The organism is Rhodoferax sp. BAB1 (genome assembly GCF_013334205.1).
Taxonomy (GTDB): Bacteria; Pseudomonadota; Gammaproteobacteria; order Burkholderiales; family Burkholderiaceae_C; genus Hylemonella.
The window spans coordinates 816,988-843,000 of sequence record NZ_CP054424.1 but is presented as its reverse complement, the minus strand read 5'-3'; the positions used below and the strand labels follow the sequence as shown (position 1 = coordinate 843,000).

Genomic DNA, 26,013 nt, shown 5'->3' with positions numbered 1-26,013 from the left:
GGTTGCACATCCCACGCATATGCAGCGGTGGGCAGCCTTGGAGTGTAGCCCCGTTGCGAGGGAAAACCCTAGGTAATCACCACAGCGCGCGCTGCGCGACCGGGCTCAGCCGACGACCTTGAGCGCGGGCTTGACCAGCGCGGGGTAACGGCGTTCGATGCTGGCCTGGATGCCGGCCGCGTCCAGCCCCTGCAAGGCCAGCAGCTTCGCGGGGTCCCCGTGCTCGATGAACACATCGGGCAGGCCCAGCTGCAGCAGGGGCCTGAGCAGGCCGGCGGCCTGCAGGGCCTCGCCCACAGCGCTGCCAGCACCGCCCATGATGGCACCCTCCTCCACCGTGACCAGCGCCTCGTGCGTGGCGGCCACCTTGAGCAGCAGCTCCACGTCCAGCGGCTTGGCCCAGCGCATGTTGACCACGGTGGCCCCCAGCTTCTCGGCCGCGGCCAGGGCCGGGTAGAGCAGTGTGCCGAAGGCCAGGATGGCGATGCCCTTGCCCTCGCGGCGCACCTCCCCCTTGCCGTAAGGCAGGCCCTGCAGACCGGCAACCGTCGCGACACCCACGCCGGCACCGCGCGGGTAACGCACGGCCACAGGGTGGTTCTGCTCGAAAGCGGTGGAGAGCAACTGACGGCATTCACGCTCGTCGGCCGGGCAGGCCACGGCCATGTTGGGGATGCAGCGCAGGTAGGGAATGTCGTAGTTGCCGGCGTGGGTGGCGCCGTCGGCACCGACCAGGCCGGCACGGTCCAGCGCGAACACCACGGGCAGGTTCTGCAGGGCCACGTCGTGGATGAGCTGGTCGTAACCACGCTGCAGGAAGGTGGAGTAGATGGCCAGCACCGGCTTGAGTCCCTCGCAGGCCAGGCCGGCGGCAAAGGTGACGGCGTGCTGCTCCGCGATGCCGACGTCGTAATAACGGCCCGGGAAACGCTGGTGGAACTCCACCATGCCCGAGCCTTCGCGCATGGCCGGCGTGATGCCGACCAGGCGCGGATCATGGTCGGCCATGTCGCACAGCCACTGGCCGAACACCTGCGTGAAGGTCTGCTTCGGGGGCGTGGCGGGCTTGACCAGGCCCACGGCCGGATCGAACTTGCCGGGGCCGTGGTAGGCCACGGGGTCGGCCTCGGCCAGCTTGTAGCCCTGGCCCTTCTTGGTGACCACGTGCAGGAACTGCGGGCCCTGCAGGTGCTTGATGTTTTCCAGCGTGGGGATCAGCGAGTCGAGGTCGTGGCCGTCGATGGGGCCGATGTAGTTGAAGCCGAACTTCTCAAAGAGAGTCGCCGGCACCACCATGCCCTTGGCGTGCTCCTCGAAGCGCTTGGCCAGCTCGAACAGCGGCGGCGCGCCCTTGAGCACGGTCTTGCCCACCTGCTTGGCTGCGGCGTAGAAACGCCCGCTCATGAGCTGGGCAAGGTAGCGGTTGAGCGCACCCACCGGCGGGCTGATCGACATGTCGTTGTCGTTGAGGATGACCAGCAGCTTGCAGTCTTCGACGCCACCGTGGTTCAGCGCCTCGAAGGCCATGCCGGCCGTCATGGCGCCGTCGCCGATGACGGCAATGGCGTGGCGGTCCTCGCCCTTCTGGCGCGCGGCCAGGGCCATGCCCAGGGCGGCGGAGATCGAGGTGCTGCTGTGCGCGGTGCCGAAGGCGTCGTACTCGCTTTCGCTGCGCTGCGGAAAACCGCTGAGGCCGCCGAGCTGGCGCAGCGTACCCATGCGCTCGCGCCGGCCGGTCAGGATCTTGTGCGGATAGGTCTGGTGGCCCACGTCCCAGACCACACGATCGTGCGGCGTGTTGAAGACGTAGTGCAGCGCCACGGTAAGTTCCACGGTGCCGAGGTTGGAGCTGAGGTGCCCGCCGGTCCTGGACACGCTTTCGAGCACATAGGCACGCAGTTCGTCGGCCAGGGGGCGCAACTGGGCGCGTGTGAGCTGGCGCAGGTCAGCCGGGTCGTTGACCGTCTGCAGCAGGGGGTAGGTGGTATCGGACATGCTCTTGCTCAATTCACTCGATCGACCACCATGTCGGCCAGGGCGCGCAGGGCACGCGCGTCGGCCAGGCCGCTGGCATCCAGCGCGGCCAGCGCCTGCGCATGCAGCTCCTGCGCGTAAGCACGCGAACGCTCCAGCCCGAGGATGGACACATAGGTGGGCTTGTCCTGCTCGGCGTCCTTGCCGGCGGTCTTGCCCAGGGTGGCGGAATCGGCCGTCACGTCGAGGATGTCGTCCACCACCTGGAAGGCCAGACCGAGGGCGGCGCCAAAATCGCTCAAGGCCTGTCGCTCGCCGGCGCTCACATCACCACAGGCCACGCCCATCAGCACGCTGCCCTGCAACAGGGCGCCCGTCTTGAGGCGGTGCATGTGGCGCAGCTGGTTTTCATCGAGCTTGAGTCCCACGCTGGCCAGGTCGATGGCCTGGCCGCCGGCCATGCCAGCGCTGCCGGCCGCGTGTGCGAGCAGGCGGCACAGGCGCGCCTGCATGGCTTCGGGAACGTTGTCGCTGTCGGGGGTGAGCAGTTCGAAGGCCAGGGCCTGCAGCGCGTCGCCGGCCAGCAGGGCACCGGCCTCACCGTACTTCACGTGCACCGTCGGTTTGCCCCGGCGCAGCACGTCGTTGTCCATGCAGGGCATGTCGTCGTGCACCAGGGAGTAGGCGTGGATCAGCTCCACCGCACAGGCCGCGCGCAGGGCGGCGCGCTCGTTGCCACCCACGGCCTCGCTGGCGGCCAGCACCAGCAGCGGACGCAGGCGCTTGCCGCCGTCCAGCACGGCATACCGCATGGCCTCGCCCAGTCCGGCCGGGGCGTCGGTGCCGACCCAGGTCTCCAGCGCACGCTCCACGCGCGTCAGCCGCTCGGTGCTCCAGGCACGCAAATCGAAATCCGTCGTCGGATGTGCCCCCACGCTTGCCACTGCGTGTGCTGCGCTGCCCCCCGAGGGGGCCTTCACGTCTTGGGACGGCCCTGCGACGTTCATATTCACTCTGGTGTCCATGTCTTGAGGGTGCCTTCGTCCAGCACCTTGATCTGGCCCTCCACCGCGGCGAGCTTGTCGCGGCAGTAGCTGAGCAGTTCGGCACCGCGCTGGTAGCCGGTGAGCAGCTGTTCCAGCGGCAGTTCGCCGGACTCCAGCCGGCTGACCAGTTGCTCGAGTTCCTGCAGGGCCGCCTCGTAGCTGACGGGGGTGCCGGGTGCGGAGGTGGATGTGGAAGCCTTGGCCATGGAAACAGGAGGGTGCAAACGCAGCATTTTAGGCGCTGCCTGCTCTGCAGGACTTGAAATGGGGGCCGGAGACACAAAATCCTCTGGCAGCGGCATGACGATCATGCCCCCGGGGTACAATCCCCCGCTCTCCTGGCCTGCCGTACGGGCAACGCCGTTTTTCCTTTTGACGCCTCCGGGCGCACCTCCCTGTGGGGAGTCTTTAGGTCAGGTCACCCATGTCTGATTTAAGTCTTCAACTGCAGCAGGCGCACAGCCAACTACCAGTTTCAAGCTACTTCGACGAAGCGCTGTTCCAGCGCGAGATGGCACTCATTTTCGGACGTGGCCCGCGTTATGTGGGCCATGCTGCCAGCGTCCCCGAAGTCGGCGACTACTACGCCCTCCCCCAGGAAAAGGAAGGGCGGGCCTTGGTGCGCACGCCACAGGGTGTGGAGCTCATCTCCAACGTCTGCCGGCACCGCCAGGCCGTGATGCTCAAGGGGCGTGGCTCGCTCAAGGCCACGGCACCTGGCAGCGCCGGCGGCAACATCGTCTGTCCACTGCACCGCTGGACCTACAGCGCCCAGGGCCAGCTGATCGGCGCGCCGCATTTCGCGCAGGACCCCTGCCTGAACCTGAACAACTACAAGCTGCAGGAGTGGAACGGCCTGCTGTTCGAAGACAACGGCCGCGACATCCAGGCCGACCTGGCCGGGATGGGCCCGCGCGCCGAGCTCGATTTCACCGGTTTCACGCTGGACCGCGTGGAGCTGCACGAGTGCAACTACAACTGGAAGACCTTCATCGAGGTCTATCTGGAGGACTACCACGTCGGCCCCTTCCACCCGGGCCTGGGCCATTTCGTGACCTGCGAGGACCTGAACTGGGAGTTCAAGGACAACTACTCGGTGCAGACCGTGGGCGTGTCCGAAGCCTTCGAGCGCCCGGGTTCGCCCGTCTACCAGCGCTGGCACGATGCGCTGCTGAAGTACCGCAACGGCCAGAAGCCCGAGCGCGGCGCGATCTGGCTGACCTACTACCCGCACATCATGGTCGAGTGGTACCCGCACGTGCTGACCGTCTCCACCCTGCACCCCATCAGCCCGAACAAGACGCTGAACATGGTGGAGTTCTACTACCCGGAAGACATCACCGCCTTCGAGCGCGAGTTCGTCGAAGCCCAGCAGGCCGCCTACATGGAGACCTGCATCGAGGACGACGAGATCGCCGAGCGCATGGACGCGGGGCGCCGGGCCCTGTTCGAGCGCGGCGATAACGAGGTCGGGCCTTACCAGAGCCCCATGGAGGATGGCATGCAGCATTTTCATGAGTGGTATCGGAAGCAGATGGCGCCCTGAGACCGACCCGGCGGGCTCCAGGCCCGGGCTCAGACGGGATCCACGCTCGCCGCCGCCTTCAGCAAGCCGGCTTTCAACGCGTCCAGCGGCAGAGGCTTGCTGTACAGCCAGCCCTGTGCGAACTGGACACCACTGGCGCGCAGGTAATCGGCCTGCGCCTGCGTTTCAACGCCCTCGGCCACCATGGCCAGCCTGAGCGACTTGGCCATTCCGATGATGTGCGACACGACGCCACTGGCTGCCGATTCGGTCCCGATCTTGTCGATGAAGGATTTGTCGATCTTCAGGCTATCGACACTGAAAGTCTCCAGGTAGGACAGGCTGGAATAGCCGGTCCCGAAGTCATCGATGGCAATCTGAAAGCCCCGCGCTCGCAACGTTTGCACCACGGCCCGGGCCAGATCCGCCTGTAGGAATCCGCGCTCGGTCACCTCCAGCACCAACTGGTTCGGTTCGATCTGCAGTTCAGCCGCCAGGCCGTCCAGCAGGCCGACGATGCGCCCGGAATGCATGTCGAAGGCGGAGAGATTGAGGGCGAGATGGAAGCCGGCGTCCGACCTGAGCAACGCCCCCGCCTCACGGGCGACCCGTTGCAGCACATATTCGGTCACCTGGCCGATCAGACCATTGTTTTCGGCCAGCTGGATGAACACATCGGGGGGCACCATCTCACCCGAGGAACGACGCCAGCGCAGCAGGGCCTCGGCGCCGACCCACTTCCCGGTCTCCAGTTCCACGATGGGCTGGTAGACCAGAAAGAACTCCTGGCGCCGCAGCGCGCTTCGCATCACCGTGACGAGCGAGCGCTGACGGCGCGCCAGCAGCAGGGCCACCAGCGCCAGCGCGACACCGGTCACCAGTCCGGCCGGCAGCAGGATCCAGGCGAAGGCACGCGTACGCCGGTCCAGATAGCTCACCGGCAAGGCCGCCATGCTGCCCGAACTCCATGTTCTTGAACGCAACACGGCGATCAGATGCCCGTCCGCCACGACGACAGTTTCCCAGCCTTCGCGCAGGTGCTGTGCCCATCGCTCCGGCAGGGCGCCACGGGACATCAGCAATCGACGCTCCGCTCCCGTGAAGACCCCCAGCAGCCCGTCGGCCTCGGCAAGGGCCACATCCACCGGCAAATCCTTGTGCAGGATGGCAGCGTAGCCCTGCCACTCGACGACGGCCAGCGACTGGCCCGGTGCGAACGGGAACACGACATGCTGCCGGATCTGATACCCCAGGGCGGTGATGAAGTCAGGCGGACCCAGATCCAGGCCAGGCGTGTGCCGGCCCAGGGAAGAACAGACCAGGCGGTTGCCGACGACACGGCCGATGGCCTGGAGATTGCTGGAGGCCAGATCGATCTGCTTCATGAGATCGATGCTTGACGCCGAACAGGGGTCTGGTACGGCCTCCTTGAGCAGCAGCTTGATACCGCCCGTCACCTGCTCGGAAGTCTGCTCGTTGCGACGCAGGACATCCCGGGCATAACCCAGCACATGGGCGGACTCCACCTGCAGCGCCAGCTGCCGCGACAACTGCCAGGCCGCCAGCACGGAGAGGGCCACCAGGACCAGGGCCAGCACGAGGGTGCTCTTGCCCGCGTCACCCAGAATCTGCTTCAGCGCTTTCAAGGAAGTATCGATGGCAGACCCCGGCTTGTTTGGAAAGCATATTGCCATACATACGCCTGGCCATCCCACCGGAGTTTTCCAGAAGCGCGCCGTTAAACTCCCTGTTCCCCTATCTCTCTCGTCATCATGCAAGCCCTCTGGATGGTCCTCGGTGCCTTCTTCTTCGCCACCATGGGCGTGGCGGTGAAGTACGCCTCGGCGTCCTTCAACACCGCCGAGCTGGTCCTCTACCGCGGCCTCATCAGCGTCGCCTTCCTGGCCGTGGCGCTGCGCATCCACGGCACCTCGCTGCGCACGCAGGTCCCCCTGATGCACGCCTGGCGCAGCCTGGTGGGCGGTTTCTCGCTCGCCGCCTGGTTCTATGCCATAGCCTGGCTGCCGCTGGCCACGGCCATGACGCTGAACTACATGAGCGGGGTCTGGGTGGCGGCCTTCATCGTCGGTGGCGCCCTGCTCTACGGCAAGTCCGAACGCCAGGGGCCGCTGCTGCTCACCGTGCTGCTGGGTTTTGCCGGCGTGGTGCTGACGCTGCGCCCCACCATCGACCAGAACCAGCTGTTCGCCGGCCTGATCGGCCTGATCGGCGGCATGAGCGCGGCACTGGCCTACCTTCAGGTCACGGCGCTGGGCCGCGCCGGGGAGCCGGTGGAGCGCACCGTGTTCTATTTCGCCCTCGGCACCCTGGTGACCGGCGTCCTGGGCATCCTCTACACCGGCTTCACGCCACTGGACCAGATCAGCTGGCAGGCCGCGGCCTGGCTGCTGCCCATCGGCGTGCTGGCCACGCTGGGCCAGTGGTGCATGACCCGCGCCTACAGCCACGGCCATACCCTGGTGGTGGCCAGCCTGCAGTACTCGGGCATCGTGTTCGGTGCGCTCTACAGCCTGCTGCTGTTCGGTGACCAGATCCCGCTCTACGGCTGGCTGGGCATCGCCCTCATCGTGGTCAGCGGCGTGGCCGCGACCTTCCTGCGCGAACGCGCCCTCCCCGACACCCCCGCCGAAGATCACTGAAGGATTTGCCATGTACACCACCCTGATCAGCGCCGAACAGCTCAAGCACCTGGTGCACGACCACAAGCCCCTGATGGTGTTCGACTGCAGCTTCGAGCTCATGAAACCGGCCGAGGGCGACGCGCAGTACGAGCGCGTGCGCATCGCCGGCGCGGTGCGTGCCAATGTCGACCGCCACATGAGCGCGAAAGACAAGTCGCAGGCTGTGAACGGTGGCCGCCATCCTTTACCGAAGCCCGAGGTCTTCGCGGCCTGGCTGGCCAGCGTGGGTTTCCAGAGCGACATGCAGGCCGTGGTCTACGACCGCCAGGGCGCCAACTACTGCGGGCGCCTGTGGTGGATGCTGAAGTGGGTGGGCCACGAAAACGTGGCCGTGCTCGACGGCGGGCTGCAGGCCTGGGAGGCCGTCAACGGCCCGGTGGCCACCGGGCCGGACCTGCCGCGTGTGCCTTCCAGCTTCAAGGCCGGCGCGCCACTGGCGCGACTGGCCACGACGCAGGACGTGCTCAAGCACCTGGAGTTGCCCGACCAGACCCTGATCGACGCGCGCGCGCCGGCACGCTTTCGCGGCGAGGTGGAGCCGCTGGACCCGGTGGCCGGCCACATTCCCGGCGCGCTGAACCGCCCTTTCGCAGAGAACCTGGGGCCCGACGGCAAGTTCAAGTCGCCCGCACAACTGAAGGCCGAGTTCCTGGCCCTGCTGGACGGGCGGCGTCCACAGACTGCGGTACACCACTGCGGCAGCGGCGTGAGCGCCCTGCCCAATCTGCTGGCCATGGAGATCGCCGGCCTGGGCCGCGGCGCGCTGTATGCCGGCAGCTGGAGCGAGTGGTGTGCCGAGGCGGCCCGGCCGGTGGCACGCGGCTGAACGCCGGCAAGTCCAAACAGGGATGAGGGGTTATAGCCCCGGCGCGGGCCAGCCGGGTTAAGGTGGACGGATGGAAAATCCCGGCCTGCTACAAATCCTTGCCGCCGTGCTGTTCGCACTGGCCGTCATCCACACCTTCTCGACCAAGTTCTTCGAGCGCCTGGCCCACACCCAGCCCCGGCATGCCGGCCTGTGGCACCTGCTGGGCGAGGTGGAGGTGGTGTTCGGCGTCTGGGCCCTGGTGCTCATGCTCTGCATGTTCGCGCTCAGCGGCACGCAGCAGGCCACGGCCTACCTGGACAGTCGCAACTACACCGAGCCCATGTTCGTCTTCGCCATCATGGTGATCGCGGGCACCCGCGCCATCCTGCAGTTCGCCGGCAGACTGGTGCGCGCAGTGGCCAACTTCACGCCGCTGCCGCGCGGCATGGCCATGTACTTCCTGGTGCTGGCCCTGGTGCCGCTGCTGGGCTCCTTCATCACCGAGCCGGCCGCCATGACCCTGGCCGCGCTGATGCTGCGCGACACGCTGTTTGCCCAGCCGGTCTCGCGCGCGCTCAAGTACACGACGGTGGGTGTGCTCTTCGTCAACATTTCCATCGGCGGCACGCTCACACCCTTTGCCGCCCCGCCCGTGCTCATGGTGGCCGCCACCTGGAACTGGGACCTCTGGTTCATGCTCAGCAACTTCGGCTGGAAGGCGGCCATCGCCGTGTTCATCAATGCCGGCTGTGCCATGCTGCTGTTTCGCAAGCAGCTGGGCCACATGGCGGCCAAACCCGCCGGCCAGGCCGCAGCCGTGCCCTGGACGGTGACGGTGGTGCACCTGCTTTTCCTGCTGGGCGTGGTGGTGTTCGCCCACCACCCGGCGGTGTTCATGGGCCTCTTCCTCTTTTTCATGGGCTTTGCCACGGCCTACGCCCACCACCAGGACCGCCTGATCCTGCGCGAAGGCCTGCTGGTGGCCTTCTTCCTGGCCGGCCTGGTGGTGCTGGGCGGCCTGCAGCAATGGTGGCTGCAGCCGGTGCTGATGGGCATGGACAGCACCACCGTGTTCTTCGGCGCCACGGCGCTCACCGCCATCACCGACAACGCGGCCCTGACCTACCTGGGTTCGCTGGTACAGGGCCTGAGCGAGGAGTTCAAGATCGCGCTGGTGGCCGGCGCCGTCACCGGGGGCGGCCTGACCGTGATCGCCAACGCACCCAACCCGGCCGGTGTGTCCATCCTGCGCAGCAAGTTCGAGGACAACACCATCAACCCGCTGGGCCTGCTGGTCGGCGCGCTGCCCCCGACCCTGGTGGCCGTGCTGGCTTTCCGCCTGCTCTGAGCTGGCGGCATACTGCGGGCATGCAGGCACGCATCACCGTCATCACCCTGGCCGTCGAAGACCTGGAGCGCGCGCTGCGCTTCTACCGCGACGGTCTTGGTTTCGCCACCGAAGGCATCATCGGCACCGAGTTCGAACACGGGGCCGTGGTCTTCATCGACCTGCAGCATGGCTTGAAGCTGGCACTGTGGCCGCGCAGCAGCCTGGCGCGCGACAGCGGCCTGGCCCTGAGCCCGCCCTGCCCCACCGGGTTGTCACTGGGCCACAACGTGGCCTCCCGTGACGAGGTGGATGCCGTGATGAAAAAGGCAGCGCACGCTGGCGCCAGCATCGTCAAACCGGCACAGGTCACCTTCTGGGGCGGCTACGCGGGCTACTTCCAGGATCCGGACCAGCATCTCTGGGAAGTGGTGTGGAATCCGGCCTGGGCGCCCGAGGCAGACTAGGAGTTGTCAGCGGCCGAGACGGTCGGCGTCGGGGCTGTCGACCTGGCGCGACTCGACATCGATCACGTCGCTTGCCTGCGTGGACGGCGCCGTCCCCGGCCGGTAGAAACGCTGCCACTGGGCACGGCGCAGGATGGTGAAAGCCAGCGGCTGCACCGGGCGGCCGCTCAGGCGGGCCCACAGCGCGCGCAGGCCCCACAGCCCAAGCAGCAGCGCCGTCACCAGCAGCACGCCGGCCAGGAACACCAGGCCCACGCCCAGCAACAGGACCCGCAACAGCAGGCCGAACACGGTCTTGATCAGTTTGTCCACCTTGGGTTTTCCATACTCTGCAGCAGGTGTGTGCCCCGGCCGCAAATACAAGGGGCCCGCACCTCAGGGCGTCCCGGCCTGCAGCAGCACCACCGCCACCCCGTCGCCATGGATCAGGCGCAGGCCGCTCGCCTTGGCATAGGCTTCGGCCACGTCGGACACCGGCGCCAGGCAGAGGTAGATGCCCTGGGCACCCTGCTGCTCGCAGGCGGCCCGCAACTCGCGCAGGATCTCCACGCCGTGGCTGGCGGCCTTCCAGCGCCGGCAGCTCAGCAGGCTGACCTGGCCCTGGCGTTCCAGCCGGAAATCAGCCGCCAGACCCTCCAGGCGCGTGACGCTGAAACCCTGGTGCTGCCAGGCCTGCTCCATGGCCAGCGCAAAGTCGCGCCAGGACATGGCGGCGGCCCGCTCCAGCGCCTGGGCCAGCCGCGCCGGGCTCGGTGCGTTCCATTGGCGCCAGGCCGCCACGGCGGCGACCACCACAAAAGGAAAGGTGCCCAGCATCACCACCACCGCGTACTCGCGCGGCAGCAGGGCAAAGGCGCCCACCGACATCAGCACGGAGATCAGCAGGCTGATCCACCAGGGCGAGCGCAGCAGCACGGCAAAGAGCGAACGCTCGTTCATCTTGAACTTGAACATGGCTTGTCTCAGTGCGTGTGCGTCAGGGCACTGGCCACGGTGACCAGGGCGATACCGGCCAGCAGCCAGGCGATCTGGGCCAGGGTCTCGCCCAGGCTCAGGCGCTTTTGCAGCTGCGGGATCAGGTCGGCCAGGGCCACGTAGATGAAGCTGCTGGAGGCCACGACCAGGAAGTAGGTCAGGTAGTCGTGCAGCAGGTCCACCAGCCAGTAGCCCACCAGGCCGCCCAGCGCCGTGATGGCACCGGCCAGCGTGACCTTGAGCAGGGCTGCCTTGCGCGTGCCACTGCTCTGGCGCAGCACCATGAGGTCGCCCATGTGGTGCGGCACCTCGTGGGCCAGCACGGCCAGCGCGGCGATCACCCCCAGGCGCAGGTCAGCCACGAAGGCCGAGGCGATCAGGATGCCGTCGCCGAAGCAGTGCACGCTGTCGCCGGCCAGTACGCTCCAGCCGCCGGCCATGCGCTCGGGTCCATGCCCGTGCCCGTGGTGGTGCTCATGATCATGATCATGCGCATGGTCATGGTCGTGCCCGGCATCGTCGTGGTGGTGTTCGTGGCCGTGGTGCCAGAGCTCGGCCTTGTCGAGCAGGAAGAAGAAGATCACGCCGACCAGCAGGGTGAGGAACAGCGCCTGCGCATCGATGCCGCCCTCGAAGGCCTCGGGCAGCAGGTGCAGGAAGGCCGTGCCCAGCAGGGCACCGGCCGCCAGGCTGAGCATGTGCTGGGTGTAACGCGAGAGCACACCGAAGCTCAGGGCCGCGGCCAGCCAGACGCTGCCGATGCCGGCCGCCAGGGTGCCGAGAAGAATGGCGATCAGGGTCATGCCCTCGATTCTCTCAGACGTGTCAAGGGGCGCCGGTCCGGCCCATGAAAAAGCCGCCCGCAGGCGGCTTGCTTGCTGAGCGGCGCGTTCTCAAACGCCGTTCGCCTTGAACCATGCCAGGCAGCGCTTCCAGCCGTCCTCGGCCGCTTCCTTGCGGTAGCTGGGGCGGTAGTCGGCGTGGAAGGCGTGCGGCGCGTCCTTGTAGACCACGAACTGCGAGGCCTTGGACTTGGCATTGCCGGCTGCCAGCGCGACCTTCATCTTCTCCACGCCGTCCAGCGGGATGCCGGTGTCGGCATCGCCGTACAGGCCCAGCACCGGGCCGTTCAACTGGCCGGCGATGTCGATCGGGTTCTTCGGCGTCAGCTCGTTCTGGGCGCCAACGATGCGTCCGTACCAGGCCACGCCGGCCTTGATGGACTTGTTGTGCGCGGTGTAGAGCCAGGTCTGGCGCCCGCCCCAGCAGAAGCCCGTGACGCCCACGCGCGCCAGGTCACCCCCGTTGGCGCCGGCCCAGGCCACGGTGGCGTCCAGGTCGGCCATGACCTGTGCGTCCGGCACCTTGGAGATCACCTCGGCGATCAGCTTGGCCATCTCGCCATAACTCTGCGCATCACCCTGGCGCACGAAGAGTTCCGGGGCGATGGCCAGGTAACCGGCACGCGCGAAGCGGTTGGCCACGTCAGCGATGTGCTCGTGCACGCCGAAAATCTCGGACAGCACCAGCACCACGGGCAGGTTCTTGCCGCCGGCCGGCATGGCGCGGTAGGCCGGCATCTTGAAACCCTTGACGTCGATACTGACCTCACCCACGGTCAGGCCATCGGTCGGGGTCTTGATGACGGTCTGCGCCATGATGGGCAGGGCCGAGGCGGCAAAGCCCACGCCCAGCGTGGCCTTGAGCGCGGTGCGGCGGGTGGCGCCCAGCTCGGTGCTCTGGCCCGGCAGCAGGGCCTTGAATTCGGTTTCCAGATCGCGGTTCATCATCGGAAATTCCTCGTCATGGGGTTGGAAAAAGGCCGAGTCTAGTACCGGCCCGGGACGGCTGCATTGCCCCTATGGCTTGCAGGGCGTCGATAATCGGGCATGTCCACTCCCACCGCCTTCAGCACCCTGCCCCTGAGCCCCGCCATGCTGGAGAACCTCCAGCAGCTGGGTTACAGCGCGATGACACCGATCCAGGCGACCAGCCTGCCCATCGCCCTGCTGGGCAAGGACCTGATCGCCCAGGCCCAGACCGGCAGCGGCAAGACCGCCGCCTTCGCCCTGGTGCTGCTGGCCAACCTGAACCCCCGCCGTTTTGCCGTGCAGTCCCTGGTGCTCTGCCCCACCCGCGAACTGGCCGACCAGGTGACCGTCGAACTGCGCCGCCTGGCGCGTGCGCAGGACAACATCAAGATCGTCACCCTCTGTGGTGGCGTGCCCCTGCGCATGCAGAGCGCCAGCCTGGAACACGGCGCCCACATCGTGGTGGGCACACCGGGGCGCATCATGGACCACCTGCAGCGCGGCACCCTGGACCTGGCCGCACTCAACACCCTGGTGCTGGACGAGGCCGACCGCATGCTGGACATGGGTTTCTTCGACGACATCACCACCGTGGCCAAACAGTGCCCGAAGGAACGGCAGACCCTGCTGTTCTCGGCCACCTACCCCGAAGGCATAGACAAGATCGCCAAACAATTCCTGCGCGATCCGCAGCAGGTCAAGGTGGAAACCAAGCAGAGCGCACCGAAGATCGAGCAGCGTTTCTACGAGGTCACGCGTGCGAATCGCCTGCAGGCCGTGGCCCAGCTGCTGCTGCACTTCCGCCCGGTCAGCACCCTGGCCTTCTGCAACACCAAACAACGCTGCAAGGAACTGGTGACCCTGCTGCAGGCCCAGGGCATCAGCGCGCTGGCCCTGTACGGCGAACTGGAGCAGCGCGAACGCGACCAGGTGCTGGCGCAATTTGCCAACCGCAGCTGCTCGGTGCTGGTGGCCACCGACGTGGCCTCGCGCGGGCTGGACATCACGCAGCTCGAAGCCGTGATCAACGTGGACATCTCGCCCGACCCCGAGGTGCATGTGCACCGCATCGGCCGCACCGGCCGCGCCGGCGAGTCCGGCCTGGCCCTGAGCCTGGCCAGCATGGACGAGATGGGAGCGGTGGGAAAGATCGAGCAGTACCAGACGCAGGAATCGGTCTGGCACAAGCTGGACGAACTGAAACCGGCCAGCCAGGAGCCGCTGCTGCCGCCCATGACGACACTGCAGATCCTCGGTGGCCGCAAGGAAAAGATCCGCCCCGGCGACGTGCTGGGCGCGCTCACCGGCGAGGCCGGCTACACCCGCGAGCAGATCGGCAAGATCAACGTCACCGAGTTCTGCACCTTCGTGGCCGTGGAGCGCAGCATTGCCAGCGAGGCCGTGGCCCGCCTGAATGCGGGCAAGGTCAAGGGCAAGAGCGTGAAGGCCAGGCTGGTCGGCGAGGATTGACCACCGCCAGCCGGCCCGTTGTCGCTAGCGGTAAAACGCTTCGACCTTGCCCTTGAGCTTGATCATCAGCGGGTTGCCCTTGCGGTCCAGCGTCTTGCCAGCCGGCACCTTGACCCAGCCTTCGCTGACGCAGTATTCCTCCACGTCCTTGCGTTCCTTGCCGTTGAAGGTGATGCCCACGTCGTGCTCGAAGACGGCCGCCACGTAGTGCGGGCTGCGCGGGTCGATGGAGAGGTGGTCGGGGAGTTCGGGGCGTTGCGTCGTGTCGTTCATGGGGACGTATTGTCGTACAGGCGGTCCATCAGGCGGCTTGGGGCTCGGCGGCGCGGGCGGCGGCCGCGATGTCCAGCGAGCGCAGGCGCAGGTCGGCGTCAAAGACATCGGAGACCAGGATGAATTCATCGGCCTGCGTGGCCTGGGCCAGCTGCTCGAAACCGGCGCGCACGGTCTGCGGCCCGCCAATCACGGCCATGGCCAGGAAGTCGGCAATGGCGGCGCGCTCCTGCGGGTGCAATTGCGCCATGAAGTCCCGCACCGGCGGCGCCAGGCGGCCGCGTTTGCCCGTGATGATGCCCAGCACGCGCTGGTAGGTGCTGCTGGCCAGGAACTCGGCCTCCTCGTCGCTCGGCGCGGCGATCACCGGCACGCCGATGGCCACGTAGGGCTGGGCCAGCGTGGCCGAAGGCTGGAAACGGCGGCGGTACAACTCGATGGCCTGCAAGAGCAGGCGCGGCGCGAAGTGCGAGGCGAAGGCATAGGGCAGACCGCGCTCGGCCGCGAGCTGGGCGGAGAACAGGCTGGAGCCCAGCAGCCAGATCGGCACCTGGGTGCCGGCGCCGGGCATGGCGATCAGGCGCTGGCCGGGCTGGGCCGGGCCCAGCAGGCGCTGCAGCTCGGCCACGTCGCGCGGGAAATCCTCTTCGGTCTCGACCCGGTCGCGGCGCAGCGCGCGCATGGTCATGGGGTCGGTGCCGGGCGCGCGGCCCAGGCCCAGGTCGATGCGGCCCGGGTAGAGCTCGGCCAGCGTGCCGAAGGCCTCGGCCACCACCAGCGGCGCATGGTTGGGCAGCATGATGCCGCCCGAACCCACGCGGATGCGCTGCGTGCCGCCGGCAATGTGCCCCACCAGTACCGCGGTGGCCGAGCTGGCGATGCCCGGCATGTTGTGGTGCTCGGCCAGCCAGTAGCGCGTGAAGCCGAGCGCCTCGGCGTGCTTCGCCGTGCGCAGGGCGATGCCCAGGGCCTCGGCCACCGTGCCGCCTTCGCGCACGGCCACCAGGTCCAGCATGGAGAGGGCGATGTCTTTCAGTGCTTTCATGGGCCTATTCTCGGCGAGACCCGAAACCCGTGCCGGGCCCGGTCTATCGGCCAGGCCCCGGGGCCGGCCCGGCCTCAGCCCTGCGGGCTGCCCTTGTAGCGCTGGTGCAGGATACGCACGCGCTGCACATAGACCCGGGTCTCGGCATAGGGCGGCACACCGGCGTATTTCTGCACGGCTTGCGGCCCGGCGTTGTAGGCAGCCGTGGCCAGGGTCAGGTCATTGCGGAAACGGACCAGCATCTCGGCCAGGTAACGCGCCCCCCGTGGATGTTCTCGCGCGGGTGGCGTGGGTTGGCCACCCCCAGCTGACGTGCCGTCGCCGGCATCAGCTGCATCAGGCCGATCGCCCCCTTGGGAGAGCGCGCATGCACGTTGAAACCCGACTCCGCATGGATCACGGCGCGCACCAGCGCCGGATCCACGTTGTACAGCTGCGCTGCCTGCTCGATCTCGGAGGCAAAAGCATCACGGTACAGGCGGGTGGCATGCCAGTTCACCGTGGACTCGGGGCTGCAGGCATAACACTGCGGCCTGATGACCACGTAGGCCCCATGGCTGGGCGGCCGGTCGGAAAACGAGGTGGTGCCGCCCGAGAGCGATTTGTAGATCCTGGTGGCGGGCCTGGGCAGGTCCATGGGCGCCGCGTCCGCAGCCGGCGCGCTGGGCCCCTGCGCGAGCACCGGCGCCGCCAGCACGAGCAGCAGCACAGGCAGCACCCGGCGCATGGCCAGGGGAGATGGCCATGCTGCCTGGGAACAGGCGGGGGTCGGTGGGGAAACCATGCTGGATCAGGAAAATCAGTGCGCGCCCACATTCTCCGCGAAATCCGGCCCGACGCCAACTCAGGGCCCGCCCCTGCGCTGGTCTCACGGCGCATCGCCCCGGTTTAGGGTTTTCACATGGCTGGCGGGATGTCTCGCCCCCTAGGATGGCAAGGTCCCAACCCTGCAGCCCCACCCGACCATGAGCCATCGCCCCGCCTTCACCCGCATCGCCACCCTGCTGTCCCTGCTCGTCGTTTCCGGGGCCGCCTGGTCCCAGGCGGCCTTCCCCGCCAAGCCCATCCGCATCGTGGTGCCCGTGGCTGCCGGCGGCGGTGCCGACAAGGTGGCGCGCATGGTGTCCGAAAAAATGGGGCAGAGCCTGGGCGTGCAGTTCGTCATCGAGAACAAGGCCGGGGGCTCGGGCACCATCGCCGCCATGGACGTGGCGCGCGCCGCGCCCGACGGCTACACCCTCATGCAGTGTTATGTGGCCACCCACAGCACCAACCCGGCGGTGCTGAAGATCCGCTACGACCCGATTGCCGACTTCGCCCCCGTGGGCATGATGGGGCAGACCGCGAACGTGCTGGTCGTGGGCGAGAAGAACCCCGCGAAGAATTTCCAGGACTTCCTGGCGCAGGCCCGCGCCAACCCCGGCAAGCTCAACTTCTCCTCGGCCGGCAGCGGCTCGGCCACGCACCTCATCATGGAGTACCTGGAGAACCAGGCCAAGGTGGACCTGGTGCACATTCCCTACAAGGGCGCAGCCCCGGCCATGCAGGACCTGCTCGCCGGCCAGGTCGACGCCATGTTCCCCAGCCTGACGGCGGCCCTGCCTCAGATCCGCGCGGGCAAGCTGCGCGCGCTGGCCGTGGCCTCGCCCAAGCGCGACCCGCTGCTGCCCGAGGTGCCGACCATCGCCGAACTCGGCTTCCCCGGTTTCAGCGCCATCCAGTGGTGGGGCCTGTGTGCGCCCGCCAAGACCCCCGACGATGTAGTGGCCAGGCTGAACAAGGCGCTCAACGATGCGCTGGCGCAACCCGAGATGAAACAGCGCCTGGGCGATCTGGCGGTCGAGCCGACCCAGCTGTCGCCGCAGCAGTTCCGCGAATTCCTCGTCACCGAGGTCGACAAGTGGACGCGACTGGTCAAGGACACCAAGCTCAAGATCGAGGAGTAGTCGCCCGGTCCGCGGTCGGCCATCCCTTAGGATCGGCAGCTTTTGTGCTGACGCCTGAGCCCCATGACCGACCGCCTGCTGCAACTCGCCAATCACCGCTGGACAGCACCGCTCGTGCGCCTGCTGGGCCTGCCCCAGCCCAAGCCGCTGCCGCGCCGCAGCACCGCTTACGAAGCGCGTGAACTTGCGGGGCGCCGGGTCCTGCTGAGCTGCCTGGACGGCACGGCCCCACCAGCGCTACGCAACTGGCTGCAAGGCCAGGGCGCCGTGCTGGACGCCGCCGATGCGCCGGACCTCGTGCTGCTCGACCTGAGCGAACTGAACACCCCGGCCCAGTTGGGCCAGCTCCGTACACCACTGCAGCAGACCATCAGCCGCCTGGCCCCCGGCGCCCGTGTGCTGGTGCTCGTCCCCGCACAGCCGGTCGGCACACAGGCCACCGCCGCCGTGGCCGCCGTGGAAGGTTTCGTGCGCTCGCTGGCCAAGGAGATCGGGCGCCGCGGCGCCACGGCCAACCTGCTGCAACTGCCTGCGGGCCTCGATGTGCCGGCACTCGCCCCGCTGCTGGATTTCTTCGGCACCCCGCGCTCGGCCTATGTCTCGGGCCAGGTGTTGCGCCTGCAGGCACCGGCCACGGCGATCACCACCCTCACCCAGCCCGCGCTTCTGGGCCAGACGGCCCTGGTCACAGGCGCGGCCGGCGGCATCGGCGCGGCCACGGCACGGCGTCTGGCGGCCGATGGCGCACACGTGATCTGCGTCGACATGGAAGCTGCACGCACACCACTGAACGCACTGGCACAGGAACTCGGCGGCACGGCCCTGGCGCTGGACATCACGGCGCCCGAAGCACCCGCCCGTTTCGTCGAAGCCGTCCGCGCCCGCGGGGGCCTGGACATCCTGGTGCACAACGCCGGCATCACCCGCGACCGCACCCTCGGCCGCATGTCGGACACCGAATGGAACGGCGTGCTGGCCGTGAACCTGCAAGCCATCCTGGCCATCGACGCCGCGCTCGATGCGGCGACTGCACTGCGCCCCGGCCTGCGTGAAGTCTGCCTGGCCTCGATCAGCGGCATCGCCGGCAACGCGGGCCAGACCAACTACGCGGCCAGCAAGGCCGGCCTGATCGGCTACGTGCGTGCCCGCGCCGCTGAGCTGCAAGGCTCGGGCGGCACCATCAACGCCGTGGCGCCGGGTTTCATCGAAACGGCGATGACACGCAAGATGCAGCTCATGGTGCGCGAAGCCGGCCGGCGCCTGAACGCCCTGCAACAGGGTGGCCTGCCCGAAGACGTGGCCGAGGCCATCGCCTTCCTCGCGCGGCCCGATGCCGGGGCCGTCAACGGGCAGGTGCTGCGGGTGTGCGGTTTGTCGCTGCTGGGCGCATAAAACCTCGCGCCGTTTGGCGCAGGCTCAGTGCGCCTTGTCCCAGTTCGGCCCCACCCCCACCTCGGCCAGCAGCGGCACCTTGAGCTGGGCCACGCCGGCCATGATCTTCGGGATCTCGTGGCGCAGCCAGTCCACCTCGGCCTCGGGCACTTCGAAGACCAGTTCGTCGTGCACCTGCATGATCATCCTGGTCTTGCGACCTTCGGCGTCGAGCACTTCCTGCACCTTGTTCATGCTGAGCTTGATGAGGTCGGCTGCCGTGCCCTGCATGGGCGCGTTGATGGCGGCGCGTTCGGCGCCGCTGCGGCGCGGGCCGTTGGGGGAGTTGATCTCGGGCAGGTAGAGGCGGCGGCCGAAGACGGTTTCCACATAACCACGCGCCTTGGCCTGCTGACGCGTCTCGTCCATGTAGCGCTTCACGCCGGGGTAGCGGTCGAAGTAGCGCTCGATGTAGTTCTTGGCCGCGGTGTTGTCGATGCCCAGGCTCTTGGCCAGGCCGTAGGCGCTCATGCCGTAGATCAGGCCGAAGTTGATGACCTTGGCGTAACGGCGCTGTTCGCTGCTGACCTGGCTGGTGGGCACACCGAAGACCTCGGCCGCGGTGGCGCGGTGCACGTCCATGCCGTCGTGGAAGGCCAGCAGGAGCGCAGCGTCACCGCTGATGTGGGCCATGATGCGCAGCTCGATCTGCGAGTAGTCGGCGCTGGCGATCACACAACCGGGCGGGGCCACAAAGGCCTCGCGCACGCGCCGGCCCTCGGGTGTGCGGATGGGGATGTTCTGCAGATTGGGGTCGTTGCTGGACAGACGCCCCGTCACGGCCACGGCCTGGGCGTAATGCGTGTGCACACGGCCGGTGCGCGGATGCGCCAGCTGCGCCAGCTTGTCGGTGTAGGTGCCCTTGAGCTTGGACAGGCCGCGGTGCTCCAGGATCTTGGCCGGCAGGGGGAAGTCTTCGGCCAGTTTCTCCAGCACTTCTTCGTCGGTGCTGGGCGCGCCGGTGGCGGTCTTCTTCACGATGGGCAAGCCCAGCTTGGTGAAGAAGATCTCGCCGATCTGCTTCGGGCTGCCGAGGTTGAAGGGCTGCCCCGCGAGTTCGTACGCTTCCTGTTCGAGCTGCAGGATGCGCTGGCCCAGCTGGTGGCTCTGGTTGGCCAGCGTCGGTGCGTCGATCAGCACGCCGTTGCGTTCGATGCGGTACAGCGTCTCCGAACTGGCCATCTCCAGTTCGTAGATGAACTTCAGCTTCTCGTCGGCCTGCAGCTGCGGCCACAGCACGCGGTGCACGTCCAGGGTCTGGTCCGAGTCTTCACAGGAGTATTCGGCTGCCTTGTCGATCGCAACCTGGCTGAAGGGAATCTGCTTGGCGCCCTTGCCGCAGAGGTCCTCAAAATTGATGCCGCTGCGCCCCAGGTGGCGTTCGGCCAGGCTGGCCAGGCCATGCGGCTTGTGCACTTCCAGCACATAACTCTGCAGCATGGTGTCGTGCGCGTAACCCCGCACCTCGATGCCGTGGTTGGCCAGCACATGGCGGTCGTACTTGACGTGCTGGCCCAGCTTCTTGTGCGCGGGGTTTTCCAGCCAGGGCTTCAACTTCGCCAGCACCTCGTCGCGCGGCAGCTGCGCGGGCGCGTCGGGGTAGTCGTGCCTGAGCGGGATGTAGGCCGCCTCGCCGGGCACCACGCTGAAGGAAATGCCCACGACCTCGGCCACCATCTCGTCCAGCGAGGTGGTCTCGGTGTCCACGGCCACCAGCTCGGCGGCCTGCACTTTCTGCAGCCAGCGCTCGAAGCTGTCCCAGTCGAGGATGGTGTCGTACTTGAGCTGGCTCACGCGCGGGGCCACCGGCGCGGCCGGTTCGTCGAACAAACCGGGGTTGCTGTCGTCGGCGGCCGTGGTCTTGGCCGCCGGCACGGGCGCTGTCTCGCCTCCGAGCGAACGCGCCAGGCCCTTGAAGCCGTATTTCTCGTAGAAGTCTTTCAGCGCCGCCGTGTCGGGTTCGCCCACGGCCACGGCGTCCAGCGCCGGTAGACCGGGCACCCAGCCGTTGAGGTCGCAGTCGGTCTTGATGGTCAGCAGCTGGCGGCCGGTGGGCAGCCAGTCCAGCGCCTTCTTCAGGTTCTCGCCGGCCGCGCCCTTGATGGCGTCGGCGTTGGCCACGATGTTGTCCAGCGAGCCGTATTCCTGCAGCCACTTGGCAGCGGTCTTGGGGCCGACCTTCTGCACACCGGGTACGTTGTCCACGGCGTCACCCACCAGGGTCTGGAAATCGACCATCAGGCGCGGCGGCACGCCGAACTCGGCCTCCACCCCGGCCACATCGCGGCGCTTGCCGTTCATGGTGTCGACGATGGTGATGTGGGGCGTGACCAGCTGGGCCAGGTCCTTGTCGCCGCTGCTGATGATGACTTCCACCTCGTGGCTCGCGCCGGCCACGGCCAGGGTGCCGATCACGTCGTCGGCCTCCACACCCGGCACGTCCAGCACCTTCCAGCCCATCAGGCGCACCACCTCGTGGATGGGCTCGATCTGCGCGCGCAGTTCGTCGGGCATGGGCGAGCGCTGGGCCTTGTATTCGGGGTAGATTTCGTCGCGGAAGGTCGGGCCCTTGGCGTCGAACACGCAGACCGCGTAGTCGGCGGGCACTTCCTTGCGCAGGCTCTGCAGCATGTTGATCATGCCGCGGATGGCGCCGGTGGGCGGGCTGGTCGGGTCCCCCGGCACGGCGCGCAGGTCCGGCATGGCGTGGAAGGCGCGGTACAGGTAGCTGGAACCATCGACCAGCAGCAGGGTTTTCTTGTCGCTCATGAGCAGGATCCGTAGGGCAGACGCTGATTGTGCCTGCGCCCGGGCCCTGCAGCGGCGCCCTCTACAATTGCGGGATGCCCGCCGCCCTCCCCCGTTTTTCCCAACTGCTGGTGGCCCTGTGCGGCCTGGTCGCCACCGCCGCCCTGGCCCAGACGCCGGCCCCGCTGCCGCGCGACGGCGTCCCGCCCCCCACCGCCGGGACCGAACAGAAGATCGAGCGCATCCGCCATGAGGATGCGAGCACGCGCATCGACGAACTGCGCGTGGGCGGCGAGAGCAAAAGCATCACCGTGAGCCCCAAGGGGGATGCGCCGGCTTACCAGGTCCCGCCCGAAAGCAATAACCGCAATCCCGCCAGCACCGACCGCGAACGCAGCGGCTCCGGCGGGTGGAACATCTTCAAGTACTGATCCGATGGCTGTCTTTACCGAAGTCTCTTTCGACGAGGCCAGCGCCCTGCTGCAGGACCTCAAGCTCGGCCAGCTGCAGGAACTGCGCGGCATCCAGGGTGGCATCGAGAACACCAACTACTTCGCCACCACCGACCAGGGCGAGTACGTGCTGACCCTGTTCGAGCGCCTGTCCTTCGAGCAGCTGCCCTTCTACCTGCACCTGATGAAGCACCTGGCGCTGCAGGGCATCCCGGTGCCGGACCCGGCCGCGAACCGCGACGGTGACATCCTGCACCGGCTCAAGGACAAACCGGCCGCCGTGGTGAACCGCCTGCGCGGCAAAAGCGAGCTCAGCCCCACGCCGGCCCATTGCGCGGCGGTGGGCGGCATGCTGGCCCGCATGCACCTGGCCGGGCAGGACTACAGCCGCCGCCAGCCCAATCTGCGCGGCCTGGCCTGGTGGAACGAGACCGTGCCCCTGGTGCTGCCGCATATCGATGCCGAGCAGGCCGCCTTGCTGCGCAGCGAACTGGCCTACCAGAACCACGTGGCCGCCTCGTCCGCCTACACGGCCCTGCCGCGCGGCCCCATCCACGCCGACCTGTTCCGCGACAACGTCATGTTCGACGGCCCGGCCGACGCGCCCGAACTCAGCGGCTTCTTCGACTTCTATTTCGCCGGCATCGACACCTGGCTGTTCGACCTGGCCGTCTGCCTGAACGACTGGTGCATCCACCTGGCCACCGGCGGAACGGACCTGGAACGCAGCGCCGCCTTTGTGCAGGCCTATGCGTCCGTGCGCCCACTCACCGCCGCCGAGCGCGAGCTGCTGCCAGCCCTGTTGCGCGCCGGTGCCCTGCGCTTCTGGATCTCGCGCCTGTGGGACTTCCACCTGCCGCGCGAAGCCAGCATGCTGCAGCCGCACGACCCCACGCACTTCGAGCGCGTGCTAAGACTGCGCGTGTTGCACCCGCTGCACATGGCCGACCTGGAAATGGCCCCGGCATGAAACTCAACATCGTCCCCGCTCGCGCCGGTTTCGACTGGGCCCGCGCCGGTGTGCGCACCTTCTGGCGCCAGCCGCTGGCGCTGGCCGGCCTGTTTTTCATGTTCATCTCGCTGGTCTCGGTGGCCAGCCTGATTCCTTATGTGGGCAGCGTGCTAGCGCTGGTGCTGCTGCCGGCAGCCACCTTGGGCCTGATGGCCGCCACGCGCGAGGCAGCCCAGGGCCGCTTCCCCATGCCCTCCGTCCTGTTCACCGCCTTTCGCGCCGGTCGCCCGCAGGCGCGTGCCATGCTGCTGCTGGGGGCCATGTATGCCACGGGTTTCCTGCTCGTGCTGGGCGCCTCGGCCCTGATCGACGGCGGCGCCTTTGCCCGCATGTACCTGGTGGGCGGCGCACTCACGCCCGAGCTGCTGCAGTCGGCCGCCTTCCAGAACGCCATGTGGGTGGCCATGGCCCTGTACCTGCCCTTCTCCATGATGTTCTGGCACGCCCCGGCCCTGGTGCACTGGCACGGCATCACACCGGGCAAGAGCGTGTTCTTCAGCTTCGTGGCCTGCAAGCGCAACTTCGGCGCCTTTGCGCTGTACGTGCTGAGCTGGCTGGGCCTGTTCTTTGCGGTGGGGGTACTCGTCATGATCGTCACCATCACCCTGGGCCAGCCCGGCCTGATGAACACGCTGATGTTCCCCACCGCCATGCTGCTGGCCGCCATGTTCTTCAGCTCGATGTGGTTCACCTTCCACGACAGCTTCGTCACCGACGACGAAGCCCCGGCACCGGCCCCCGACGACGGGCCCGCAGCCACCCCCTGAACCAAACCCGGCGCCCGGCGGCGCCGTCACACCAAGGAAATCGCATATGGGCGCGCAGTGGAAAGCAAAAGGCAAGGCTCAGGCCGCAGATGCCCGGGGCAAGCTCTTCGGCAAACTGGCCAAGGAAATCATGGTCGCGGCGCGCGGTGGGGCCGACCCCGCGCTGAACTCGCGCCTGCGCCTGGTCGTGGAACAGGCGCGCAAGGTTTCCATGCCCAAGGACACGCTGGAACGCGCCATCAAGAAAGGCGCCGGCATCGGAGGTGATGCCGTGAATTTCGAGCACGTGATGTACGAAGGCTTTGCCCCGCACCGCGTGCCCGTGATGGTGGAATGCCTGACCGACAACGTGAACCGCACCGCCCCCGAGATGCGCGTGCTCTTCCGCAAGGGCCAGCTGGGCACCTCCGGCTCGGTGGCCTGGGACTTCGACCACGTGGGCCTGATCGAGGCCGAACCCGCCGCCGCCGGTGCCGACCCGGAACTGGCCGCCATCGAAGCCGGCGCGCAGGACTTCGAAGCCGCCGGTGAAGACGGTGTCACCACCTTCATCACCGACGCCGCCGACCTGGACCTGGTGAGCCGTGCGCTGCCGGCCCAGGGTTTCACCGTACTGTCCGCCAAGCTGGGCTACAAGCCCAAGAACCCGGTGGACCCCACCAGCCTGAGCGCGGAGCAGCTGGAAGAGGTGGAAGCCTTTCTGGCGGCCATCGATGCCAACGACGACGTGCAGAACATGTTTGTGGGGTTGGGGAGCTGAGTCTTCCGGTCTTGAGTAGCAGCCTTCCAGCAACTACCTCCCGCAGGAGGGCCAAGATCAATTAGAGTCCCTTCATCTATCAATCGCTTCAGGGAGAAGTCATGGATATCGTTGCTGTGATCAACTACAAGGGAGGAGTCGGCAAAACGACCGTAACCTCCAATCTGGCTGCAGAGCTTGCCTTCCGGGGGAAGAAAGTCCTGCTGATAGACACAGACGCGCAAGCTAGTCTGACGTTCTCCTTTGTCGCTCCTGATAAGTGGGACACCGATTACAAAGACTCAAAGACCATCAAGTCTTGGTTTGACGCCGTGAGCCAGGGCTCAGAACCACCTAGCTTGAACTCATTCGTGATTACACCCCCTAGTGCAAATGGAGTGGTCAAGGAGAGAGGCGGTCGAATCGATTTGATATGTTCGCACTTGGGGCTAATCAACGTAGATTTGGAACTTGCCACGTTGCTCGGTGGCGTAAACCTGCAACAAGCCAAGCGCAACTATATTAAGGTTCATGGAAAGCTGCGTGCGGCAATTAAAGAACTGACGGACTCTGCAGATTACGACATTGTGTTGATTGACTGCCCACCAAACTTCAATATCGTCACAAAGAATGCAATCGTTGCCGCGGAAAAGATCCTTGTTCCCGCAAAGCCTGACTACCTGTCAACCCTGGGCATTGACTATCTTCATCGTAGCGTGAACGATCTGGTAAAGGAATTCAACGAGTACGCAGAACTCGATTCCGACACAGATACGATTTCGCCGGACATCTTGGGTGTCGTTTTTACAATGATCCAGATTACGAGTGGCCAACCAATTGCCGCACAAAGGCAATTCATATCACAAACTCGTCGCCTTGGAGTTAAGGCGTTCGACAGCTTTTTCCGAGAGAACAAGACAATATTTGCTGACGCCCCACAGAATCTTCGGCCGGTTGTTCTTAACCACTATTCTTCAGGCACGCACTCCGACGTAGTTACGGAGATTGAAGACTTTGTATCCGAGTTTGAGAAAGCACTCGACGAGGGTGAGCTATGAACAAAACAGAAAACAACATATTGCTCGTCTTCAAGAGACTAACTGAGGCCCTCGGCGCGCTTTCCGAGGATGAACTAAAGAAGCTATCGGACCCACAGTACTCAGTCGAGCTCAAAGTAATTCGACGGCGAGCGAAGGATGAACCGAGTCACCTCTCGCTCGACACTTCCGCAGAAGAGGCAATTGCACAGATTACGGCTTTATCTAACCGCCAGGATGCACAAGCGCTCTTGGACTCGAAGTTTTCGTCCAAAAAGGCATTGGAGATGATTGCCAGAAAGCTCGACATTCCAATCATTCGCCAAGATAAAGTCGAAGACCTGAGAGACAAGATCGTCGAAGCCACTGTCGGCGCCAGAATTCGCTCACAAGCTATCCAAGGCACTACTGGCGGGCCTAATTAAATGTAAGCCGCCGCTCCTTGATCCAACAGCGTT

Annotated in this window: 25 protein-coding genes and 1 pseudogene; 14 read left to right on the top strand and 12 right to left on the bottom strand. The window is 66.7% G+C overall.

Annotated elements, in window-relative coordinates; genetic code table 11:
- Positions 1 to 105: 105 nt before the first annotated feature.
- From dxs to HTY51_RS04115, 3 genes are all read right to left on the bottom strand, one after another.
- Positions 106 to 1,995: a 1-deoxy-D-xylulose-5-phosphate synthase gene (gene dxs / locus HTY51_RS04125; RefSeq protein ID WP_174251539.1), complete on the bottom strand. Its 1,890-nt coding sequence runs from the start codon at positions 1,993 to 1,995 to the stop codon at positions 106 to 108.
- 8 nt (positions 1,996 to 2,003) lie between these two features.
- A complete protein-coding gene (locus tag HTY51_RS04120; protein ID WP_254606983.1) occupies positions 2,004 to 2,879 on the bottom strand; it encodes a polyprenyl synthetase family protein in 876 nt (291 codons plus the stop codon).
- A 104-nt stretch (positions 2,880 to 2,983) separates the two neighbouring features.
- Positions 2,984 to 3,226: an exodeoxyribonuclease VII small subunit gene (locus HTY51_RS04115; protein ID WP_254606982.1), complete on the bottom strand. Its 243-nt coding sequence runs from the start codon at positions 3,224 to 3,226 to the stop codon at positions 2,984 to 2,986.
- Between the two features lie 218 nt (positions 3,227 to 3,444).
- On the opposite strand from HTY51_RS04115, the gene HTY51_RS04110 reads away from it, so the two are divergent.
- Entirely contained in the window at positions 3,445 to 4,566 is a 1,122-nt protein-coding gene (locus tag HTY51_RS04110; RefSeq protein ID WP_174251536.1) for an aromatic ring-hydroxylating dioxygenase subunit alpha, read from the top strand.
- Positions 4,567 to 4,595: 29 nt separating this feature from the next.
- Here HTY51_RS04110 and HTY51_RS04105 read toward each other — a convergent pair whose 3' ends face one another.
- Positions 4,596 to 6,191 carry an EAL domain-containing protein gene (locus HTY51_RS04105; protein ID WP_174251535.1) on the bottom strand — a complete coding sequence of 532 codons (1,596 nt, stop codon included), beginning with the start codon at positions 6,189 to 6,191 and terminating at the stop codon, positions 4,596 to 4,598.
- 126 nt (positions 6,192 to 6,317) lie between these two features.
- On the opposite strand from HTY51_RS04105, the gene HTY51_RS04100 reads away from it, so the two are divergent.
- From HTY51_RS04100 to HTY51_RS04085, 4 genes are all read left to right on the top strand, one after another.
- The gene (locus HTY51_RS04100) at positions 6,318 to 7,205 is read left to right on the top strand and encodes a DMT family transporter (RefSeq protein ID WP_174251534.1); all 888 of its coding nucleotides are present in this window, start codon (positions 6,318 to 6,320) and stop codon (positions 7,203 to 7,205) included.
- 10 nt (positions 7,206 to 7,215) lie between these two features.
- On the top strand, positions 7,216 to 8,073 hold the full coding sequence (locus HTY51_RS04095; RefSeq protein ID WP_174251533.1) for a sulfurtransferase: 858 nt from the start codon (positions 7,216 to 7,218) through the stop codon (positions 8,071 to 8,073).
- A 70-nt stretch (positions 8,074 to 8,143) separates the two neighbouring features.
- Positions 8,144 to 9,403, top strand: a complete 1,260-nt coding sequence (locus tag HTY51_RS04090; protein ID WP_174251532.1) for a putative Na+/H+ antiporter — start codon at positions 8,144 to 8,146, stop codon at positions 9,401 to 9,403.
- Between the two features lie 20 nt (positions 9,404 to 9,423).
- A complete protein-coding gene (locus HTY51_RS04085; protein WP_174251531.1) occupies positions 9,424 to 9,849 on the top strand; it encodes a VOC family protein in 426 nt (141 codons plus the stop codon).
- A gap of 6 nt (positions 9,850 to 9,855) precedes the next feature.
- Here HTY51_RS04085 and HTY51_RS04080 read toward each other — a convergent pair whose 3' ends face one another.
- From HTY51_RS04080 to HTY51_RS04065, 4 genes are all read right to left on the bottom strand, one after another.
- Entirely contained in the window at positions 9,856 to 10,161 is a 306-nt protein-coding gene (locus HTY51_RS04080; RefSeq protein ID WP_174251530.1) for a hypothetical protein, read from the bottom strand.
- 63 nt (positions 10,162 to 10,224) lie between these two features.
- Positions 10,225 to 10,803: a restriction endonuclease gene (locus HTY51_RS04075; RefSeq protein WP_254606981.1), complete on the bottom strand. Its 579-nt coding sequence runs from the start codon at positions 10,801 to 10,803 to the stop codon at positions 10,225 to 10,227.
- 8 nt (positions 10,804 to 10,811) lie between these two features.
- A complete protein-coding gene (locus HTY51_RS04070) occupies positions 10,812 to 11,627 on the bottom strand; it encodes a ZIP family metal transporter (RefSeq protein ID WP_174251529.1) in 816 nt (271 codons plus the stop codon).
- 90 nt (positions 11,628 to 11,717) lie between these two features.
- Positions 11,718 to 12,614, bottom strand: a complete 897-nt coding sequence (locus tag HTY51_RS04065) for a dienelactone hydrolase family protein (protein ID WP_174251528.1) — start codon at positions 12,612 to 12,614, stop codon at positions 11,718 to 11,720.
- A gap of 99 nt (positions 12,615 to 12,713) precedes the next feature.
- Here HTY51_RS04065 and dbpA point away from each other — a divergent pair, with 99 nt between their 5' ends.
- Positions 12,714 to 14,105 carry an ATP-dependent RNA helicase DbpA gene (gene dbpA / locus HTY51_RS04060; RefSeq protein ID WP_174251527.1) on the top strand — a complete coding sequence of 464 codons (1,392 nt, stop codon included), beginning with the start codon at positions 12,714 to 12,716 and terminating at the stop codon, positions 14,103 to 14,105.
- 24 nt (positions 14,106 to 14,129) lie between these two features.
- On the opposite strand, the gene HTY51_RS04055 is transcribed toward dbpA, so the two are convergent.
- From HTY51_RS04055 to HTY51_RS04045, 3 genes and pseudogenes are all read right to left on the bottom strand, one after another.
- Positions 14,130 to 14,378, bottom strand: coding sequence for a DUF3297 family protein (locus HTY51_RS04055; protein ID WP_057676775.1), 249 nt, complete (start codon positions 14,376 to 14,378; stop codon positions 14,130 to 14,132).
- 28 nt (positions 14,379 to 14,406) lie between these two features.
- The gene (locus tag HTY51_RS04050; RefSeq protein ID WP_174251526.1) at positions 14,407 to 15,423 is read right to left on the bottom strand and encodes an LLM class flavin-dependent oxidoreductase; all 1,017 of its coding nucleotides are present in this window, start codon (positions 15,421 to 15,423) and stop codon (positions 14,407 to 14,409) included.
- Positions 15,424 to 15,497: 74 nt separating this feature from the next.
- Positions 15,498 to 16,060, bottom strand: a pseudogene (locus HTY51_RS04045) (lytic transglycosylase domain-containing protein).
- Between the two features lie 328 nt (positions 16,061 to 16,388).
- On the opposite strand from HTY51_RS04045, the gene HTY51_RS04040 reads away from it, so the two are divergent.
- Positions 16,389 to 17,369 carry a tripartite tricarboxylate transporter substrate binding protein gene (locus tag HTY51_RS04040; protein ID WP_174251525.1) on the top strand — a complete coding sequence of 327 codons (981 nt, stop codon included), beginning with the start codon at positions 16,389 to 16,391 and terminating at the stop codon, positions 17,367 to 17,369.
- A 63-nt stretch (positions 17,370 to 17,432) separates the two neighbouring features.
- On the top strand, positions 17,433 to 18,761 hold the full coding sequence (locus tag HTY51_RS04035) for a 3-oxoacyl-ACP reductase (RefSeq protein WP_174251524.1): 1,329 nt from the start codon (positions 17,433 to 17,435) through the stop codon (positions 18,759 to 18,761).
- 24 nt (positions 18,762 to 18,785) lie between these two features.
- Here HTY51_RS04035 and polA read toward each other — a convergent pair whose 3' ends face one another.
- Entirely contained in the window at positions 18,786 to 21,569 is a 2,784-nt protein-coding gene (polA, locus tag HTY51_RS04030) for a DNA polymerase I (protein ID WP_174251523.1), read from the bottom strand.
- A 74-nt stretch (positions 21,570 to 21,643) separates the two neighbouring features.
- On the opposite strand from polA, the gene HTY51_RS04025 reads away from it, so the two are divergent.
- The 6 genes from HTY51_RS04025 to HTY51_RS04000 all read left to right on the top strand — a co-directional run bounded on the left by HTY51_RS04025 (position 21,644) and on the right by HTY51_RS04000 (position 25,980).
- Positions 21,644 to 21,979, top strand: coding sequence for a hypothetical protein (locus tag HTY51_RS04025; RefSeq protein ID WP_174251522.1), 336 nt, complete (start codon positions 21,644 to 21,646; stop codon positions 21,977 to 21,979).
- Between the two features lie 4 nt (positions 21,980 to 21,983).
- Positions 21,984 to 22,970 (top strand): homoserine kinase, encoded by a 987-nt coding sequence (locus HTY51_RS04020; protein ID WP_174251521.1) that lies wholly within the window; start codon positions 21,984 to 21,986, stop codon positions 22,968 to 22,970.
- Positions 22,967 to 23,779, top strand: coding sequence for a BPSS1780 family membrane protein (locus HTY51_RS04015; protein ID WP_174251520.1), 813 nt, complete (start codon positions 22,967 to 22,969; stop codon positions 23,777 to 23,779). Before HTY51_RS04020 ends, HTY51_RS04015 begins: the two co-directional genes overlap by 4 nt.
- 46 nt (positions 23,780 to 23,825) lie before the next feature.
- Positions 23,826 to 24,539 (top strand): YebC/PmpR family DNA-binding transcriptional regulator, encoded by a 714-nt coding sequence (locus HTY51_RS04010; protein ID WP_174251519.1) that lies wholly within the window; start codon positions 23,826 to 23,828, stop codon positions 24,537 to 24,539.
- 101 nt (positions 24,540 to 24,640) lie between these two features.
- Positions 24,641 to 25,576, top strand: a complete 936-nt coding sequence (locus HTY51_RS04005; RefSeq protein WP_174251518.1) for a ParA family protein — start codon at positions 24,641 to 24,643, stop codon at positions 25,574 to 25,576.
- Entirely contained in the window at positions 25,573 to 25,980 is a 408-nt protein-coding gene (locus HTY51_RS04000) for a hypothetical protein (protein ID WP_174251517.1), read from the top strand. The genes HTY51_RS04005 and HTY51_RS04000 overlap by 4 nt, the downstream gene beginning before the upstream one ends.
- Positions 25,981 to 26,013: the final 33 nt, after the last annotated feature.

Coding starts and splice junctions, on each gene's coding strand:
- HTY51_RS04115 (WP_254606982.1), bottom strand. CDS start 3,226: ATGGCCAAGGCTTCCACATCCACCTCCGCACCCGGCACCCCCGTCAGC.
- HTY51_RS04100 (WP_174251534.1), top strand. CDS start 6,318: ATGCAAGCCCTCTGGATGGTCCTCGGTGCCTTCTTCTTCGCCACCATG.
- HTY51_RS04055 (WP_057676775.1), bottom strand. CDS start 14,378: ATGAACGACACGACGCAACGCCCCGAACTCCCCGACCACCTCTCCATC.
- HTY51_RS04110 (WP_174251536.1), top strand. CDS start 3,445: ATGTCTGATTTAAGTCTTCAACTGCAGCAGGCGCACAGCCAACTACCA.
- HTY51_RS04015 (WP_174251520.1), top strand. CDS start 22,967: ATGAAACTCAACATCGTCCCCGCTCGCGCCGGTTTCGACTGGGCCCGC.
- HTY51_RS04025 (WP_174251522.1), top strand. CDS start 21,644: ATGCCCGCCGCCCTCCCCCGTTTTTCCCAACTGCTGGTGGCCCTGTGC.
- polA (WP_174251523.1), bottom strand. CDS start 21,569: ATGAGCGACAAGAAAACCCTGCTGCTGGTCGATGGTTCCAGCTACCTG.
- HTY51_RS04035 (WP_174251524.1), top strand. CDS start 17,433: ATGACCGACCGCCTGCTGCAACTCGCCAATCACCGCTGGACAGCACCG.
- HTY51_RS04005 (WP_174251518.1), top strand. CDS start 24,641: ATGGATATCGTTGCTGTGATCAACTACAAGGGAGGAGTCGGCAAAACG.
- HTY51_RS04090 (WP_174251532.1), top strand. CDS start 8,144: ATGGAAAATCCCGGCCTGCTACAAATCCTTGCCGCCGTGCTGTTCGCA.
- HTY51_RS04075 (WP_254606981.1), bottom strand. CDS start 10,803: ATGTTCAAGTTCAAGATGAACGAGCGTTCGCTCTTTGCCGTGCTGCTG.
- dxs (WP_174251539.1), bottom strand. CDS start 1,995: ATGTCCGATACCACCTACCCCCTGCTGCAGACGGTCAACGACCCGGCT.
- HTY51_RS04020 (WP_174251521.1), top strand. CDS start 21,984: ATGGCTGTCTTTACCGAAGTCTCTTTCGACGAGGCCAGCGCCCTGCTG.
- HTY51_RS04040 (WP_174251525.1), top strand. CDS start 16,389: ATGAGCCATCGCCCCGCCTTCACCCGCATCGCCACCCTGCTGTCCCTG.
- HTY51_RS04065 (WP_174251528.1), bottom strand. CDS start 12,614: ATGATGAACCGCGATCTGGAAACCGAATTCAAGGCCCTGCTGCCGGGC.
- HTY51_RS04000 (WP_174251517.1), top strand. CDS start 25,573: ATGAACAAAACAGAAAACAACATATTGCTCGTCTTCAAGAGACTAACT.
- HTY51_RS04070 (WP_174251529.1), bottom strand. CDS start 11,627: ATGACCCTGATCGCCATTCTTCTCGGCACCCTGGCGGCCGGCATCGGC.
- HTY51_RS04095 (WP_174251533.1), top strand. CDS start 7,216: ATGTACACCACCCTGATCAGCGCCGAACAGCTCAAGCACCTGGTGCAC.
- HTY51_RS04010 (WP_174251519.1), top strand. CDS start 23,826: ATGGGCGCGCAGTGGAAAGCAAAAGGCAAGGCTCAGGCCGCAGATGCC.
- HTY51_RS04050 (WP_174251526.1), bottom strand. CDS start 15,423: ATGAAAGCACTGAAAGACATCGCCCTCTCCATGCTGGACCTGGTGGCC.
- HTY51_RS04085 (WP_174251531.1), top strand. CDS start 9,424: ATGCAGGCACGCATCACCGTCATCACCCTGGCCGTCGAAGACCTGGAG.
- dbpA (WP_174251527.1), top strand. CDS start 12,714: ATGTCCACTCCCACCGCCTTCAGCACCCTGCCCCTGAGCCCCGCCATG.